Source organism: Streptomyces sp. NPDC056527 (assembly GCF_042794475.1).
In the GTDB taxonomy this organism is placed as follows: domain Bacteria; phylum Actinomycetota; class Actinomycetes; order Streptomycetales; family Streptomycetaceae; genus Streptomyces.
Genome location: NZ_JBHTTQ010000015.1, coordinates 22710 through 37657, shown reverse-complemented (window position 1 = coordinate 37657; position 14948 = coordinate 22710). Strand labels below are relative to the sequence as shown.

Sequence of the window (14948 nt, the reverse complement as noted above, 5' to 3'; positions counted from 1 at the left end):
CCCCCGGTCGTCGTTCGCGCCGCGGGTGCCCGGGAGGTGTGGTTCAGAACCCCGGTGCCCCGGCGCGGTCCGCCGCCTCGGCCAGGCGGCCCCACAGCAGGTCCGAGAGGGCCTGCACCAATTCGCTTCGCGAGCACGGGCGTTCTCCGAGCCACCAGTCGCCCGCCGCATGCATCATGCCCACGATGCCGTGGCCCCAGATGCGTGCCTGCGCCTCGCCGGCCGGGCCGAGGTCGATGCGCTCGGCGATGACCTGGCCGAGCTCCTCGCCCATGCGCCGCAGCACCGGTGCCGAGTGGCGGCCCACGTCGAAGCCCTGCTCGGCCTGGTGCGTCTCCTCCGCGGGGTGCATCAGGAAGCGGTAGACCTGCGGCATCGCCTCGATCGAGGCGAGGTACGTGTCGAGCGTCGCCTCGACCCGCCGGCGCCGGTCGGCCGGTGCGTCGAGCGCCGCCCGCAGCGCGGAGAGCAGGGCGTCGGTGTGCCGGGTCGCGAGGGCGCGGTACAGCCCGCCCTTGTCGCCGAAGTGCCGGTAGAGGATCGGCTTGGTGATCCCCGCCTCCGCGGCGATCGCGTTCATCGAGGCCTTGGGGCCGTCCCGGAGCACCACACGGTCCGCCGCCTCCAACAGTTCACGGCGCCGCTGATCGGCCGGCGACTGCTGGTCGGTGGTCCGGTGTGTGGTCTCCATAGCGTGTCTCCCCGCCCGTGCGAATTCCGTGAGGCTGTCGCAACGTAACACCCGACCGGCATCCGGTGCCGCTCGGTCCGCCGCAGGTTGACAGCGCCTACCCGTGAGTAACAGACTGCTGTTACCGCAAGTAACGCAGTGCTGGGAGGGAACATGGCCGAGTTCACGCTCGAACTCAACGACGACCAGAAGCAGGTCCGTGACTGGCTGCACGGCTTCGCCGAGGACGTGATGCGCCCCGCCGCCGCCGAGTGGGACGAGCGTGAGGAGACTCCCTGGCCGATCATCCAGGAAGCCGCCAAGATCGGCATCTACTCCCTCGATTTCTACGCCCAGCAGTTCTTCGACCCTACGGGCCTCGGCATCCCGATGGCCATGGAGGAGCTCTTCTGGGGCGACGCGGGCATCGCCCTCTCCATCGTCGGCACCGGCCTTGCCGCCGTCGGCGTCCTCGCCAACGGCACCGAGGAGCAGATCGGCACCTGGATCCCGCAGATGTACGGCGACGTCGACGACGTCAAGGTCGCCGCCTTCTGCTCCTCCGAGCCCGACGCCGGCTCCGACGTCGCCTCGATGCGCACCCGGGCCGTCTACGACGAGGCGAACGACGAGTGGGTCCTCAACGGCACCAAGACCTGGGCGACCAACGGCGGAATCGCCAACGTCCATGTCGTCGTCGCGGTCGTCGACCCCGAGATCGGCTCCAAGGGGCACGCGTCCTTCATCGTGCCGCCGAACACCCCCGGCCTCTCCCAGGGGCAGAAGTTCCAGAAGCACGGCATCCGCGCCTCGCACACCGCCGAGGTCGTCCTCGAGGACGTCCGCGTCCCCGGCCACTGCCTCCTCGGCGGCAAGGAGAAGCTCGACGAGCGCCTCGCCCGGGCCCGCGAGAAGGCGAAGGCGGGTGGCGGCGAGCGCGTGAAGAACGCGGCGATGGCCACCTTCGAGGCATCCCGCCCCGCCGTCGGCGCCATGGCCGTCGGCACCGCCCGTGCCGCGTACGAGGTCGCCCTCGACTACGCCAAGACCCGCGAGCAGTTCGGCCGCCCGATCATCGACAACCAGGGCATCGCCTTCCAGCTCGCCGACATGCGCACCCAGATCGACGCCGCCCGGCTCCTCGTCTGGCGCGCCTCCTGGATGGCGACCACGGGCAAGCCGTTCACCTCGGCCGAGGGCTCGATGTCCAAGCTGTACGCCAGCGAGGTCGCCAAGAAGGTCACCGGCCAGGCCATCCAGATCCTCGGCGGCAACGGCTTCACCCGGGAGTACCCGGTGGAGCGGATGCACCGTGACGCGGCGATCTACACCATCTTCGAAGGCACCAGCGAGGTCCAGCGCCTGGTCATCGCCCGCACGCTCTCCGGGATGCCGATCCGCTAGGCGGCCGCCCGCACCCCTGAGGGGGTGCGGGCCCGGCCCGTACAGGTCATGTCGCGAGGAGGCTGCGCTTCTGCGCCTCGAACTCCTCCTCGGTCAGCACGCCCTGGGCCTTCAGGTCCCCCAGCTGCTTGAGCTGCTCGATCTTGGTGCTCATGTCGTCGCCGGGGGGTGCCGCGGCCGGCGCGGGCGCCTGCTGCGGCTGCTGCTGTGTGTACTCCTGCTGCTGTGCGTAGTCCTGCTGGGCCCATCGGCCCGCCTGCCGCCGTGACACTCGGTTGGACACCGCGGTGGCGGTGCCGGCGACGACGGCGGTACGGGCGACGCCGCGAAGAAGTCCGGGCATGGTCGGTCATCTCCCAGGGATGTTCGGGGGACGGATGCGATCGGGAGGTCAGGCCGCCGCCCCTCCGCCGGACTCGGCGGCATCCACGGCGTCCAGCGAGGCCAGCAGTGCCTGGACGGGAATCCGGCCGCTCGCCACGATCTGCGCGCCGCTGCGCCGCATGGCTCGTGCGAAGGGGGCCGCCCACAGGTTCTCGTACACGATGACCCCGGCGGAGTTGCCAGGCTCCAGCGCGGAACCGGCATCGTCGACGTCGCTCTGGTCCAGCAGGCCGGAGGATGCGCCCTCGAAGACCGTGAGGTCGACCTCGTCCCCGAAGTCCCTCAGCTCCACAGCGGCGACCGAACCGTCCTCTTCCTTGCGGATGAACTGCAGATCGAGGATGCGGATGATGCCCCGCTCCACCAGGTCGACGAGGAGGGGGAAACCCTCGCCCGTCATCCGGTTGCCGGGAAACTCCAGGATCAGGTAGTCGACGGGTCCCATGTCCTCGAGTTCCGACAGGTCGTCGCTCATGGCCACTCCTCACGTGCTCGGGGTTCCCGCCTCGACCGGAGCCGATTGGGAGCGGCCCCGCCCAGGCGACAGACGGCCTCCCAGCCATTCCAGCACCGCGCGGGAGCCTCCGCACGTCGTGGGCGGCGCGCCGGCACGCGCCCGATCGCCTGTCCGGGCGCCTGTGGGCGGCGCCCCGGCACGCGCCGACCACCGGTCCGGGCGGTCCGCGGCGCCGCTCACGCGGCGCGCCCGGAGCGTCACACCACGCAGAACTCGTTGCCCTCCGGGTCCTGGAGCACCACCGCGTAGTAGTCCATACCGTCCGGCTCGTCCATCGTGTAGAGGACCGACGCGCCCAGGCCCGTCATCCGCGCGACCTCCCCGTCCACGCGCTCGCGCCGCAGCGTCAGCGGCACCTCCCGGCCCCCGCCCACCTTCAGATCCAGATGCAGCCGGTTCTTGACCGTCTTCGGCTCCGGGACCTGCTGGAACCAGACCCGCGGCCCGACCCCCTTCGGGTCCACGATGGACTCGGGGAGCTCCCCGACCCCCTCGGTCAGCTCCTCTTCCGGCACCCCGATCGACGCCCAGTACGCCCGCCAGGTCTCGTGTCCCTCCGGCGGCGGCTGCGGGACGTACCGCAGGGCCTCCGCCCAGAAGCGGACGAGCCTCTGGGGATCGGCGCAGTCGATGGTGAGCTGCAGGGTCATCTCCACTGGTTCCATGGAACGAGCCTCCCAGGCGGCACCGACAATCGGGTCAACAGGCCGGATCCGGCCGGGTGTTCGACCACGGCTACCGGTGGGTCAGGTCGTGGGGGAGAATCGGCGTGCCGGTGACGATCAAGGGGGCAACGCACACATGGCAACGACCAACGAGATTCCGGGCCCTGCGGGACTACCGCTGCTGGGCTCGATGTTCGACCTCAAGAACGACTCGCTCGGCACCTTCCTGAACGCCCAGCGCGCGCACGGGGACGTCGTCCGGATCACCGCGGGACCGCCCGGTATCCGCGCCACCCTCTACGGAGTCTTCTCCGCCGAGGGCGCCCAGCAGGTCCTGGCCACCGAATCCGCCAACTTCCGCAAGGACAACGCCTTCTACCAGGAGTTGCGCGAGTCCTTCGGCAACGGCCTGCTCACCAGCCAGGACGAGGACTACCTGCGCCAGCGCCGGCTGGTCCAGCCGCTCTTCACCCGTCGCCGCGTCGACAGCTACGCCGAGGCCGTCGCCGCCGAGGTCGCCCGCGTCACCGAGGCCTGGCGGACCGCCGAGGACTCCACCGTCGACGTCCTCGACGAGATGACCGGATTCGCCCTGCGCGCCGTCGCCCGCATCCTCTTCGGCACGGACGTCGAGGCGGCCGTCGACATCGTGGAGCGCGCCTTCCCGGTGATGGGCGACTACGTCCTGCGCCGCGGTTTCTCGCCGCTGAACGTCCCGCGTGACTGGCCCACCCCCGGCAACCGCCGGGCCCTCGCCGCCCACGAGGAGCTGTACGCCGTCTGCGACCGGATCATCGCCGAGCGCCGGGCCGCCGGCGACGCCGAGGACGGGGGCCAGGACCTGCTGTCCCTCCTCGCCGAGGCCGAGAGCGCCGAGGACGGCAGCTTCGACGCCTCCGAACTGCGCGAGCAGGTCCTCGTCTTCCTGCTCGCGGGACACGAGACGACCGCCACCTCCCTGGGCTTCGCGCTCCACCTGCTCGCCCTCCACCCGGAGCAGCAGAAGCGTGCCCACGAGGAGGTCGACAGTGTCCTCGCCGGCCGGGCACCGGGCGCCGCCGACCTCGACGCGCTGCCCTACCTCACCCAGGTGCTCAAGGAGGCCATGCGACTCTTCCCGGCCGCACCGGCCATCGGCCGGCGGGCGGTCGAGGCCACCGAGATCGGCGGCCACACCATCCCCGCGGGCGCCGATGTGATCGTCGCCCCCTGGGTCACCCACCGGCACCCGGCGTACTGGGAGGACGCGGAGCGCTTCGACCCCGAGCGCTTCACGCCCGAGGCCGAGGCGAGCCGACCGCGCTACGCATGGTTCCCCTTCGGGGGCGGCCCGCGCGCCTGCATCGGCCAGCACTTCTCGATGCTGGAGTCGGTGATCGCCCTGGCGATGCTCCTCCAGGAGTTCGACATCGAGGCGATCGACATCGAGGTGCCGGTCAACGCCGGGATCACCCTCCAGGCGGCTGGCTCGGCCCGCTGCCGGGTCCGCCCCCGTACCCCCTAGGACCGAGGCGCCGGCCCGACCGCGAGGCCGGCCCGACCGCGAGGCCGGCCCGACCGAGAGGCCGGGCCGGCCGTGAGGCCGGGCCGGCGCCGCGCGTCAGTGACGCCGAGGGTCAGTGACGCCGCGCGTCAGTGACGCCGCGCGTCAGTGACGCCACGGGATAGCGACACCGCGCGTCAGTGGCGCGTCGCGACGACGACCGTCGCGTACAGCTCGTCCGAGGTGACCAGTCGCGGCGTCAGGCCGTGCCCGGTGAGCGTCTCCACGGCGTGGCCGGCCTGACGCTCGCTCGTCTCGACCAGCAGGTGCCCGCCCGGCGCCAGCCAGTCGGCGGCCTCGGCCGCCACCCTGCGCAGTACGTCGAGGCCGTCCGAGCCGCCGTCGAGCGCGACCAGCGGCTCGTGCTCGCGCGCCTCGGGCGGCAGCAGGCCCACCTCGTCGGTCGGTACGTACGGCACGTTGGCGACCAGCACCTCGACCCTGCCGCGCAGCGCACGCGGCAGCGGGGCGAACAGATCGCCTTCGAAGACCCTGCCACCGCGCGGCTCGACGTTGCGACGTGCGCAGCGCACGGCAGAAGCCTCGATGTCCGAGGCGTACACCTCGGCGCCCTCCACGGCCGAGAGCAGTACGGCCCCCGCCGCGCCGGAGCCGCAGCACAGATCGACGCACAGCGCCCCGGGCCCGGCCAGGCCCACGGCGTGCTCGACGAGGAACTCGGTGCGCCGCCGAGGGACGAAGACCCCGGGATCGACGGAGATCCGCAGCCCGGAGAAGGCCGCCCATCCCACGACGTGCTCGATGGGCAGACCGGCGGCGCGCCGCTCGACCATGGTGTCGAGTTCGCCGGCGCTGTGAGCGGTGGAGAAGAGAAGCTCCGCCTCGTCCTCGGCGAACACGCAGCCTGCGGCGCGGAGTCGGGAGACGGTGGTGGAGCGAAGGGAGAAGGACGGGTCGATCGACATGGAAACCTTCCGGGAAGCCGAAGGGGCTCCCGTGGTCACCTCTGTCGGGCTGACCACACGGTCGTCGAGGGGGAGCACCCTGCCTGCATGGCGTTGATGGGTCCCACCTCCTCGGTCGTCCACGGAACTGCTGGAACCGGACACATTACATGATCGGCACCGTGTGGATCATCCTGCGGAGCCGTCGGCTCAGGCGGTCAGCTGCGCCTCGATCGCCGCGACGACCTCGGGGGCCTCGGGCTCGGTACGCGGGCGGAAACGGGTGATCCGCCCGTCCTTGCCGACGAGGAACTTCTCGAAGTTCCACTGGACGTCCCCGGACTCGCCCTCGGAGTCGGCGACCTTCGTCAGCTCCGCGTAGAGCGGGTGACGCTCCTCGCCGTTCACATCCGTCTTCTCCAGGAGCGGGAACGTCACGCCGTACGACGTCGAGCAGAAGGTCTGGATCTCCTCCGCGCTGCCCGGCTCCTGCCCCAGGAACTGGTTGCAGGGCACACCGAGCACGGTGAAGCCCTTCTCCCCGTACTCCTTCTGCAGCCGCTCCAGGCCCGCGTACTGCGGCGTCAGACCGCACTTGGAGGCCACGTTGACGACCAGGACGGCCTGGTCGCGGTAGTCGGCCAGCGAGATCGGGTCGCCGGACAGGGTGCGCAGGGGGATGTCGTACACACTCATGGGTAGCTCCTCTTCGAGACTGGGGGTGCGATCACCATACGATCCCCGGCTACAGCTTCCGGAACAGTCCCTCCTGCACCACCGACACCAGCAGCCTTCCCTCGCGGTCGTAGATCCGGCCGCGGGCCAGGCCGCGGCCGCCCGTGGCGATCGGGGACTCCTGGTCGTACAGGAACCACTCGTCCGCGCGGAAGGGACGGTGGAACCACATCGCGTGGTCCAGCGAGGCCATGTCGAAGCCCCGCGGGCCCCACAGCGGCTCCACGGGGATCCGTACCGCGTCCAGGAGCGTCATGTCGGAGGCGTAGGTCAGCGCGCAGGTGTGCACCAGCGGGTCGTCGCCGAGCGGACCCACCGCGCGCATCCACACCGCGCTGCGCGGGTCCGCACCGGTGACCTCGTCCTTCGTCCAGCGCAACCGGTCCACGTACCGGATGTCGAAGGGCTGACGGCGGGCCATCCGCTCCAGGGCCTCCGGCAGCGTGCCCAGGTGGTCACGGATCTCGTCCGCGAGCCTCGGCAGCGTCTCCGGATCCGTCATGTGCCGCGGCGGCAGCTGGTGCTCGAAGCCGGCCTCCTCCGGCAGGTGGAAGGAGGCCGTCAGGTTGAAGATCGTGCGGCCCTGCTGGATCGCGGTGACCCGGCGGGTCGTGAACGAGCGCCCGTCACGGACCCGCTCCACCTGGTAGACGATGGGCACGCCCGGCCGACCGGGCCGCAGGAAGTAGGAGTGCAGCGAGTGCACCGGCCGGCCGGCCTCCGTCGTGCGCCCGGCCGCCACCAGGGCCTGCCCGGCGACCTGCCCGCCGAAGACCCGCTGCAGCGACTCCTGCGGGCTCTGGCCACGGAAGATGTTGTCCTCGATCTGCTCCAGATCGAGCAGGTCGACGAGGCTCTCGGCGGGGTTGGTCACCGTCTTCTTCTCCTTAGAGCTGTCCCACGGACGTCACACGGACGATCGCCCGGCCCGCCTCGTCGGAGGCGGCCAGATCCACCTCCGCGCTGATGCCCCAGTCATGGTCGCCGTTCGGGTCGGCGAAGGTCTGCCGGACGCGCCACAGGCCGTGCGCCGCGTCCTCCTCGATCGACAGGAGCTTCGGGCCGCGTGCGTCCGGACCCGTCCCCAGGTCCTCGTACTCGTCCCAGTACGCGTCCATCGCCTCGCCCCAGGCGTCCGCGTCCCAGCCGGACTCGGCGTCCATCTCGCCGAGCGCGTCCACGTTGTCCAAGGCAGCCAGCTCCACCCGGCGGAACATCGCGTTGCGCACCAGGACCCGGAAGGCGCGGGCGTTGGCCGTGACCGGCTTGACCTGGTCGGCCTTCTCCTGCGCCTCCTCGGCCGTCTCGACCTCGGGGTTCGCCAGCTGCTCCCACTCGTCGAGCAGGGAGGAGTCCACCTGGCGCACCATCTCGCCCAGCCAGGCGATCAGGTCCTCCAGGTCCTCGGTCTTCAGATCGTCCGGGATCGTGTGGTCCAGCGCCTTGTACGCGCTCGCGAGATAGCGCAGCACGATGCCCTCGGTCCGCGCCAGCTCGTACCAGGACGTGAACTCCGTGAAGGTCAGCGCCCGTTCGTACATGTCACGGATGACCGACTTCGGCGAGACCGGGTGGTCACCCACCCACGGGTGGGACTTCCGGTACACGTCGTACGCATGCCAGAGCAGCTCCTCCAGCGGCTTCGGGTACGAGATCTCCTGGAGCCGCTCCATGCGCTCCTCGTACTCGACGCCGTCCGCCTTCATCCGCCCGACCGCCTCGCCGCGCGCCTTGTTCTGCATCGCGGCCAGGATCTGGCGCGGGTCGTCGAGGGTCGACTCGACGACCGACACCATGTCCAGGGCGTACGACGGCGACTCCGGGTCGAGGAGGTCGAAGGCGGCCAGCGCGAACGTCGACAGCGGCTGGTTGAGCGCGAAGTCCTGCTGGAGGTCGACGGTCAGCCGGATCGTACGGCCCTCGGCGTCCGGCTTGTCCAGCTGTTCCACCACTCCGCCGTCGAGGAGCGAGCGGTAGATCGCGATGGCCCGGCGGATGTGCCGCAGCTGTGCCTTGCGCGGCTCGTGGTTGTCCTCCAGGAGCTTGCGCATCGCCTCGAACGCGTTGCCCGGGCGGGCGATCACCGAGAGCAGCATGATGTTGGTGACCTTGAAGCGGGAGGTCAGCGGCTCGGGCTCGGCGTCGATGAGCCGTTCGAAGGTGGTGTCGCTCCAGGCGACGAAGCCCTCCGGAGCCTTCTTGCGGACCACCTTGCGGCGCTTCTTCGGGTCGTCGCCGGCCTTGGCGAGCGCCTTCTCGTTCTCGATGACGTGCTCGGGTGCCTGGGCGACCACGTAACCGGCGGTGTCGAAGCCGGCCCGGCCGGCCCGGCCCGCGATCTGGTGGAACTCCCGCGCCCGCAGCGTACGCACCCGGTTGCCGTCGTACTTCGTCAGCGCCGTGAAGAGCACCGTACGGATGGGGACGTTGACACCGACGCCGAGCGTGTCCGTACCGCAGATCACCTTCAGCAGACCCGCCTGCGCCAGCTTCTCCACCAGGCGCCGGTACTTCGGCAGCATCCCCGCGTGATGCACGCCGATGCCGTGGCGGACGTAACGCGACAGGTTCTGGCCGAACTTGGTGGTGAAGCGGAAGTTGCCGATCAGCTCGGCGATCTTGTCCTTCTCCTCGCGCGAGCACATGTTGATGCTCATCAGCGACTGTGCCCGCTCGACGGCCTGCGCCTGCGTGAAGTGGACGATGTAGACCGGGGCCTGCTTGGTCTCCAGCAGCTCGGTCAGGGTGTCCGTGATCGGCGTCAGCCGGTACTCGTACGACAGCGGCACCGGCCGCGTCGCCGACCGGACCACCGAGGTCGGGCGGCCCGTGCGCCGGGTCAGGTCCTTCTCGAACATCGACACGTCGCCGAGCGTGGCCGACATGAGCACGAACTGTGCCTGGGGGAGTTCCAGGAGCGGGATCTGCCAGGCCCAGCCGCGGTCCTGCTCCGCGTAGAAGTGGAACTCGTCCATCACGACCTGACCGATGTCGGCGTACTTGCCGTCCCGCAGCGCGATGGACGCCAGCACCTCGGCCGTGCAGCAGATGATGGGCGCGTCCGCGTTCACCGACGCGTCGCCGGTCAGCATGCCGACGTTCTCGGTGCCGAACAGCTTGCACAGGTCGAAGAACTTCTCCGACACCAGCGCCTTGATCGGCGCGGTGTAGAAGGTCACCTGGTCATTCGCGAGCGCGGTGAAGTGCGCCCCCGCCGCGACCAGCGACTTCCCCGAGCCGGTAGGGGTCGACAAGATCACGTTCGCACCCGAGACGACCTCGATCAGCGCCTCTTCCTGGGCCGGGTAGAGCGTGATGCCGCGGCCCTCCGCCCATGAGGAGAAGGCCTCGAAGAGGGCGTCGGGGTCGGCGTTCGGCGGGAGCTGATCGATAAGGGTCACGCCCCCATCTTGCCTGGATTCCGGCCGGATGAGGGAACCGGCCACCGGTACGAAGATCACGGACGATACGCTGCCTTGTCGACCGGTCGTCAACTGGGCGCCGGCGGGGGACGAATGGGGCGGGAACGATCATGATGGGACCGGCGCACTCGCTGTCCGGAGCGGCGGCCTGGCTGGGCGTCGGAGCGGCGGCGGCGGCCGCCGGGCACCCGATGCCCTGGCCCGTGGTCGTCGTCGGGGCGCTCATCTGCGCGGGCGCGGCCCTCGCCCCCGACCTGGACCACAAGTCCGCGACCATCTCGCGCGCCTTCGGTCCGATCTCGCGGGGGTTGTGCGAGATCGTCGACAAGCTCTCGTACGCCGTCTACAAGGCCACCCGCTCCACCGCCGACCCCCGAAGGTCGGGCGGCCACCGCACCCTCACCCACACCTGGCTCTGGGCCGTGCTCATCGGCGCCGGAGCATCGGCGCTGGCCATCACCGGGGGCCGCTGGGCGGTCCTCGCGATCCTCTTCGTCCATGTGGTGCTCGCGGTGGAGGGCCTGCTGTGGCGGGCCGCCCGGATGTCCAGCGACGTCCTCGTCTGGCTGCTCGGTGCCACGAGTGCCTGGATCCTCGCGGGCGTCCTCGACAAGCCCGGCAACGGCTCGGACTGGCTCTTCACCGGCCCCGGGCAGGAGTACCTCTGGCTGGGCCTGCCGATCGTCCTCGGCGCCCTCGTCCACGACATCGGCGACGCGCTGACGGTCTCCGGCTGCCCGATCCTGTGGCCGATCCCGGTGGGGCGCAAGCGGTGGTACCCGGTCGGGCCGCCGAAGGGGATGCGCTTCCGCGCGGGCAGCTGGGTCGAGCTGAAGGTCCTGATGCCGGCGTTCATGCTGCTCGGCGGGGTGGGCGGGGCCTCGGCGCTCGGCTTCTTCTAGCGCTCACGGCCATCGGAGGACATCGCACCGGGCGGGCGCACCGGCCGCTTCAGCATGCGGATCCCCTCCGGCCGGACCGCCCCGCGCGGACGGTCCGGCCGGACGGGGCGGCCCAGGCGCCGCCCGGCGGTCAGCCGTGCCAGGAGCGCCACAGCGCCGCGTACGCGCCGTCCGCCGTCACCAGCTCGTCGTGGCTGCCCAGTTCGCTGATCCGGCCCTCCTCGACCACCGCGATCACATCCGCGTCGTGCGCGGTGTGCAGCCGATGGGCGATCGCGACGACCGTGCGGCCGTCCAGGACCCGGGCCAGCGAGCGCTCCAGATGGCGTGCCGCGCGCGGATCGAGGAGCGAGGTCGCCTCGTCGAGGACCAGGGTGTGCGGGTCCGCGAGGACCAGGCGGGCCAGGGCGATCTGCTGGGCCTGGGCCGGGGTGAGCGCGAGCCCGCCCGAGCCGACCTCGGTGTCCAGGCCCTCGTCGAGCGCCCGCGCCCAGCCGTCCGCGTCGACCGCGCCGAGCGCCGCCCACAGCTCCCCGTCCTCGGCGCCCGTGCGAGCGAGCAGCAGGTTGTCGCGGAGCGAGCCGACGAAGACGTGGTGCTCCTGGTTGACCAGGGCCACATGCTCGCGCACGCGCTCCGCCGGCATCCTCGCCAGCTCGGCGGAGCCGAGGGTGACCGACCCGGTCCGCGGGGCGTAGATGCCCGCGAGGAGCCGGCCGAGCGTCGACTTGCCCGCGCCGGACGGGCCGACGAGGGCGAGCCGGGTGCCCGGGGCGAGGTCCATCGACACGCGGTGCAGCACGTCGACCCCCTCCCGGTAGCCGAAGTGCACCTCGTCCGCGCGCACCGTCCGGCCCTCGGGCCGCACCTCCGCGTCGCCCGCGTCCGGCTCGATGTCCCGGACGCCGACCAGCCGGGCCAGCGACACCTGGGCGACCTGCAGCTCGTCGTACCAGCGCAGGATGATCCCGACCGGTTCGACCAGCATCTGGGCGAGCAGCGCGCCCGTGGTCAGCTGCCCGACGTCGATCCAGCCGCGCAGGACGAACACGCCGCCGAGCATAAGGACGCCGGCGAGGACGAGGGTGTGCGTGAGGTTCACGACCGGGAAGAGCACCGACCGCAGGAAGAGCGTGTACCTCTCCCACGCGGTCCACTCGGCGATCCGCCGGTCGGAGAGGGCGATCCGGCGTGCGCCGAGGCGGTGCGCCTCGACCGTCCGGCCCGCGTCGACGGTCTCGGCGAGCGCCCCCGCGACCGCCGCGTACCCGGCGGCCTCCGAGCGGTACGCCGACGGCGCCCTCCTGAAGTACCACCGGCAGCCCACGATCAGCAGCGGCGCGGCGATCACCAGGGCGAGCGCGAGCGGCGGCGCGGTCACGGCGAGCCCGCCGATCAGCAGACCGGCCCACACCACGCCGACGGCGAGTTGGGGGACGGCCTCGCGCATCGCGTTCGCCAGCCGGTCGATGTCCGTGGTGATCCGGGACAGCAGGTCGCCGGTGCCGGCCCGCTCGAGCACTCCCGGCGGGAGCCCGACCGACCGTACGAGGAAGTCCTCGCGCAGGTCGGCCAGCATCTCCTCGCCCAGCATCGCGCCGCGCAGCCGCACCAGCCGCACGAACAGCGTCTGGACGACCAGGGCGAGCGCGAACAGGGCGACGGTGGTTCCCAGATGGAGTTCCCGGGCCCCCTCGGAGAGCCGCTCGACGAGCGAGCCCAGCAGGTACGGGCCCACCATCGAGGCCGTCACCGCGATCGCGTTGACGCCGACGAGCAGCGCGAACGCCCCGCGATGGCGGCTCAGCAGATCGCGTACATAGCCGCGCACGGTCGCGGCCGTGCCCACCGGCAGGGTCGTCGCCGACGTCGGGGCCGCCGGGTCGTACGCCGGTGGCGCCAGGCCGATCATGCCGACTCTCCTTCCAGCTCTGCTCCGAGCTTCGATGCGAGTGTGTCTTCCCTCGCCAGGTCGTCCCCGGCCCTGTCGTCGCGGGCCGCCTCTTCGTCGGTGTCGCGGGTGACGACGGCCCGGTAGCGCGGCTCGGTACGCAGCAGTTCGCGGTGCGTGCCGACGGCCACCACCTCGTCGTCGTGGACGAGAGCCACCCGGTCGGCCCGGTCGAGCAGCAGTGGCGAGGAGGCCAGGACCACCGTCGTACGGCCCTCGCGCAGCCCCCTCACCCCGGCGGCGACGCGCGCCTCGGTGTGCGAGTCGACCGCCGAGGTCGGCTCGTCGAGGACGAGCACCTCCGGGTCGGTGACCAGGGACCTGGCCAGCGCCAGGCGCTGGCGCTGGCCGCCGGAGAGCGACCGGCCGCGCTCGGTGATCCGCGTCCTCATCGGGTCGCCGTCGGTGTCCACGGACGCCTGCGCGAGCGCGTCCAGGACGTCCCCGCACTCCGCCGCGGCCAGGGCGTCCTCGGGCCGGACCGCGCGGGAGGAGGGCACGTCGAGCAGTTCGTGGAGCGTGCCGGAGAGCAGGACCGGGTCCTTGTCCTGGACGAGGACGGCGGTACGGGCGGTGTCCAGGTCCAGTTCGTCGAGCGGCACCCCGCCGAGGAGGACCGAGGTGTGCCCCTCGCCCGCTTCCGTGGGGTGGCCGCCGAGCCGGTCCGCGAGCCGCCCGGCCGCGTCCGGGTCGCCGCAGACCACCGCGGTGAGCAGTCCGGCGGGGGCGAGCAGACCGGTGACGGGGTCGTACAGATCGCCGGTCGCCCTGCCGTGTCCCTCCGCCGTCGTGGTGGTGGTCCGTGCCAGTGACAGCACCCCGGCCGCGCGCTTGGCGGAGGGCCGGGAGAAGGAGTACGCCATGGCGATCTCTTCCACGTGGCGAAGAGGATGCAGCATCAGCGCCACCGCACCGTAGACGGTGACCAGTTCGCCGACCGCGATCCGCCCGTCGAGCGCGAGCCTCGCCCCGTAGGCGAGCACGCCCACCAGGAGCAGACCCGGGAGCAGGACCTGAACGGCCGCGATCAGGGCCCACATCCGGGCGCTGCGGACGGCGGCGCGCCGGACCTCCTGGGAAGCGGTGCGGTAGCGGGCGAGGAACAGCTCCTCGCCGCCGATGCCACGCAGCACCCGCAGCCCGGCCACGGTGTCCGAGGCCAGCTCGGTGGCCCTGCCGGCCTTCTCGCGCTGTACGTCGGCACGACGCGTCGCACGGGGGAGCAGCGGCAGCACCGCGAGGGCGAGGACCGGCAGACCGACGGCGACCAGGCCACCGAGCGCGGGCTGGTAGAACACCAGGCCCACGCAGACCAGGACCATCGTGAGAGCGGCCGCGGCGAAGCGCGACAGCGCCTCGACGAACCAGCCGATCTTCTCGACGTCGGACGTGGAGACGGCCACGACCTCGCCCGCGGCGACCCGCCGGGTGAGGACCGAGCCGAGTTCGGCGGTCTTGCGCGAGAGCAGCTGCTGGACGCGCGCGGCGGCGGTGATCCAGTTGGTGACGGCGGTGCGGTGCAGCATCATGTCGCCGACCGCGATGGCCGCGCCCAGCACGGCGAGCAGGCCACCCGCGAGCGCGAGCCGCCCGCCGTCACGGTCCACGACGGCCTGCACGGCGAGGCCGACGGCAACGGAGAGACCGGCGATGCCGAGTTGCAGCAGCAACCCCCACAGGAGGGAGCCGACCTGCCCGCCGAGTTGGTTGCGGCCGAGCCAGAAGAGGAACCGGGTGCCCGAACGGACATCGGGGATCCCTGGATCGGCATACGGTAGATCGCGAATCTTCATGTCGTCCCAGGGCTTCCCGTCGCTTCGCCGAGTGGCGCAAACCGTGCAAGGTTCGCG

The 14948-nt window shown here is 71.6% G+C and carries 13 protein-coding genes; 3 read left to right on the top strand and 10 right to left on the bottom strand.

All coding sequences use genetic code 11. The features are described from left to right. Window positions 1-43: 43 nt before the first annotated feature. Window positions 44-691 (bottom strand): TetR family transcriptional regulator, encoded by a 648-nt coding sequence (locus ACFQ7Q_RS11215; protein WP_383552440.1) that lies wholly within the window; start codon window positions 689-691, stop codon window positions 44-46. Between the two features lie 153 nt (window positions 692-844). Between ACFQ7Q_RS11215 and ACFQ7Q_RS11210 the strand changes: the two genes are divergently transcribed. After that, window positions 845-2074: an acyl-CoA dehydrogenase family protein gene (locus ACFQ7Q_RS11210; protein WP_383552438.1), complete on the top strand. Its 1230-nt coding sequence runs from the start codon at window positions 845-847 to the stop codon at window positions 2072-2074. 46 nt (window positions 2075-2120) lie between these two features. Here ACFQ7Q_RS11210 and ACFQ7Q_RS11205 read toward each other — a convergent pair whose 3' ends face one another. The 3 genes from ACFQ7Q_RS11205 to ACFQ7Q_RS11195 form a co-directional block, all read right to left on the bottom strand. Further along, window positions 2121-2417, bottom strand: a complete 297-nt coding sequence (locus ACFQ7Q_RS11205) for an SHOCT domain-containing protein (RefSeq protein ID WP_383552435.1) — start codon at window positions 2415-2417, stop codon at window positions 2121-2123. Between the two features lie 48 nt (window positions 2418-2465). Next, on the bottom strand, window positions 2466-2933 hold the full coding sequence (locus tag ACFQ7Q_RS11200; protein ID WP_383552432.1) for a DUF6325 family protein: 468 nt from the start codon (window positions 2931-2933) through the stop codon (window positions 2466-2468). Window positions 2934-3172: 239 nt separating this feature from the next. Then, window positions 3173-3640: a VOC family protein gene (locus ACFQ7Q_RS11195; protein WP_383552429.1), complete on the bottom strand. Its 468-nt coding sequence runs from the start codon at window positions 3638-3640 to the stop codon at window positions 3173-3175. A 136-nt stretch (window positions 3641-3776) separates the two neighbouring features. Here ACFQ7Q_RS11195 and ACFQ7Q_RS11190 point away from each other — a divergent pair, with 136 nt between their 5' ends. Further along, window positions 3777-5144: a cytochrome P450 gene (locus ACFQ7Q_RS11190; RefSeq protein WP_383552427.1), complete on the top strand. Its 1368-nt coding sequence runs from the start codon at window positions 3777-3779 to the stop codon at window positions 5142-5144. A 176-nt stretch (window positions 5145-5320) separates the two neighbouring features. Here the strand turns inward: ACFQ7Q_RS11190 and ACFQ7Q_RS11185 are convergent, their stop codons facing one another. From ACFQ7Q_RS11185 to ACFQ7Q_RS11170, 4 genes are all read right to left on the bottom strand, one after another. Then, window positions 5321-6109: a putative protein N(5)-glutamine methyltransferase gene (locus ACFQ7Q_RS11185; protein WP_383552425.1), complete on the bottom strand. Its 789-nt coding sequence runs from the start codon at window positions 6107-6109 to the stop codon at window positions 5321-5323. 189 nt (window positions 6110-6298) lie between these two features. Continuing rightward, complete coding sequence (locus ACFQ7Q_RS11180; protein ID WP_383552422.1) at window positions 6299-6784, bottom strand: glutathione peroxidase; 486 nt, start codon at window positions 6782-6784, stop codon at window positions 6299-6301. Between the two features lie 49 nt (window positions 6785-6833). Beyond that, window positions 6834-7697, bottom strand: coding sequence for an acyl-CoA thioesterase (locus tag ACFQ7Q_RS11175; protein WP_383552419.1), 864 nt, complete (start codon window positions 7695-7697; stop codon window positions 6834-6836). 13 nt (window positions 7698-7710) lie between these two features. Beyond that, window positions 7711-10284: a DEAD/DEAH box helicase gene (locus ACFQ7Q_RS11170; RefSeq protein ID WP_383552415.1), complete on the bottom strand. Its 2574-nt coding sequence runs from the start codon at window positions 10282-10284 to the stop codon at window positions 7711-7713. Window positions 10285-10355: 71 nt separating this feature from the next. Here ACFQ7Q_RS11170 and ACFQ7Q_RS11165 point away from each other — a divergent pair, with 71 nt between their 5' ends. Next, the gene (locus ACFQ7Q_RS11165) at window positions 10356-11147 is read left to right on the top strand and encodes a metal-dependent hydrolase (protein WP_383552412.1); all 792 of its coding nucleotides are present in this window, start codon (window positions 10356-10358) and stop codon (window positions 11145-11147) included. 130 nt (window positions 11148-11277) lie between these two features. On the opposite strand, the gene ACFQ7Q_RS11160 is transcribed toward ACFQ7Q_RS11165, so the two are convergent. Together ACFQ7Q_RS11160 and ACFQ7Q_RS11155 are read right to left on the bottom strand one after the other, a co-directional pair. Continuing rightward, window positions 11278-13059 (bottom strand): ABC transporter ATP-binding protein, encoded by a 1782-nt coding sequence (locus tag ACFQ7Q_RS11160; RefSeq protein ID WP_383552409.1) that lies wholly within the window; start codon window positions 13057-13059, stop codon window positions 11278-11280. After that, on the bottom strand, window positions 13056-14891 hold the full coding sequence (locus tag ACFQ7Q_RS11155; protein WP_383552406.1) for an ABC transporter transmembrane domain-containing protein: 1836 nt from the start codon (window positions 14889-14891) through the stop codon (window positions 13056-13058). Before ACFQ7Q_RS11155 ends, ACFQ7Q_RS11160 begins: the two co-directional genes overlap by 4 nt. Between the last annotated feature and the right edge of the window lie 57 nt (window positions 14892-14948).

Coding starts and splice junctions, on each gene's coding strand:
- ACFQ7Q_RS11165 (WP_383552412.1), top strand. CDS start 10,356: ATGATGGGACCGGCGCACTCGCTGTCCGGAGCGGCGGCCTGGCTGGGC.
- ACFQ7Q_RS11190 (WP_383552427.1), top strand. CDS start 3,777: ATGGCAACGACCAACGAGATTCCGGGCCCTGCGGGACTACCGCTGCTG.
- ACFQ7Q_RS11210 (WP_383552438.1), top strand. CDS start 845: ATGGCCGAGTTCACGCTCGAACTCAACGACGACCAGAAGCAGGTCCGT.
- ACFQ7Q_RS11200 (WP_383552432.1), bottom strand. CDS start 2,933: ATGAGCGACGACCTGTCGGAACTCGAGGACATGGGACCCGTCGACTAC.
- ACFQ7Q_RS11180 (WP_383552422.1), bottom strand. CDS start 6,784: ATGAGTGTGTACGACATCCCCCTGCGCACCCTGTCCGGCGACCCGATC.
- ACFQ7Q_RS11215 (WP_383552440.1), bottom strand. CDS start 691: ATGGAGACCACACACCGGACCACCGACCAGCAGTCGCCGGCCGATCAG.
- ACFQ7Q_RS11205 (WP_383552435.1), bottom strand. CDS start 2,417: ATGCCCGGACTTCTTCGCGGCGTCGCCCGTACCGCCGTCGTCGCCGGC.
- ACFQ7Q_RS11155 (WP_383552406.1), bottom strand. CDS start 14,891: ATGAAGATTCGCGATCTACCGTATGCCGATCCAGGGATCCCCGATGTC.
- ACFQ7Q_RS11160 (WP_383552409.1), bottom strand. CDS start 13,059: ATGATCGGCCTGGCGCCACCGGCGTACGACCCGGCGGCCCCGACGTCG.
- ACFQ7Q_RS11195 (WP_383552429.1), bottom strand. CDS start 3,640: ATGGAACCAGTGGAGATGACCCTGCAGCTCACCATCGACTGCGCCGAT.
- ACFQ7Q_RS11185 (WP_383552425.1), bottom strand. CDS start 6,109: ATGTCGATCGACCCGTCCTTCTCCCTTCGCTCCACCACCGTCTCCCGA.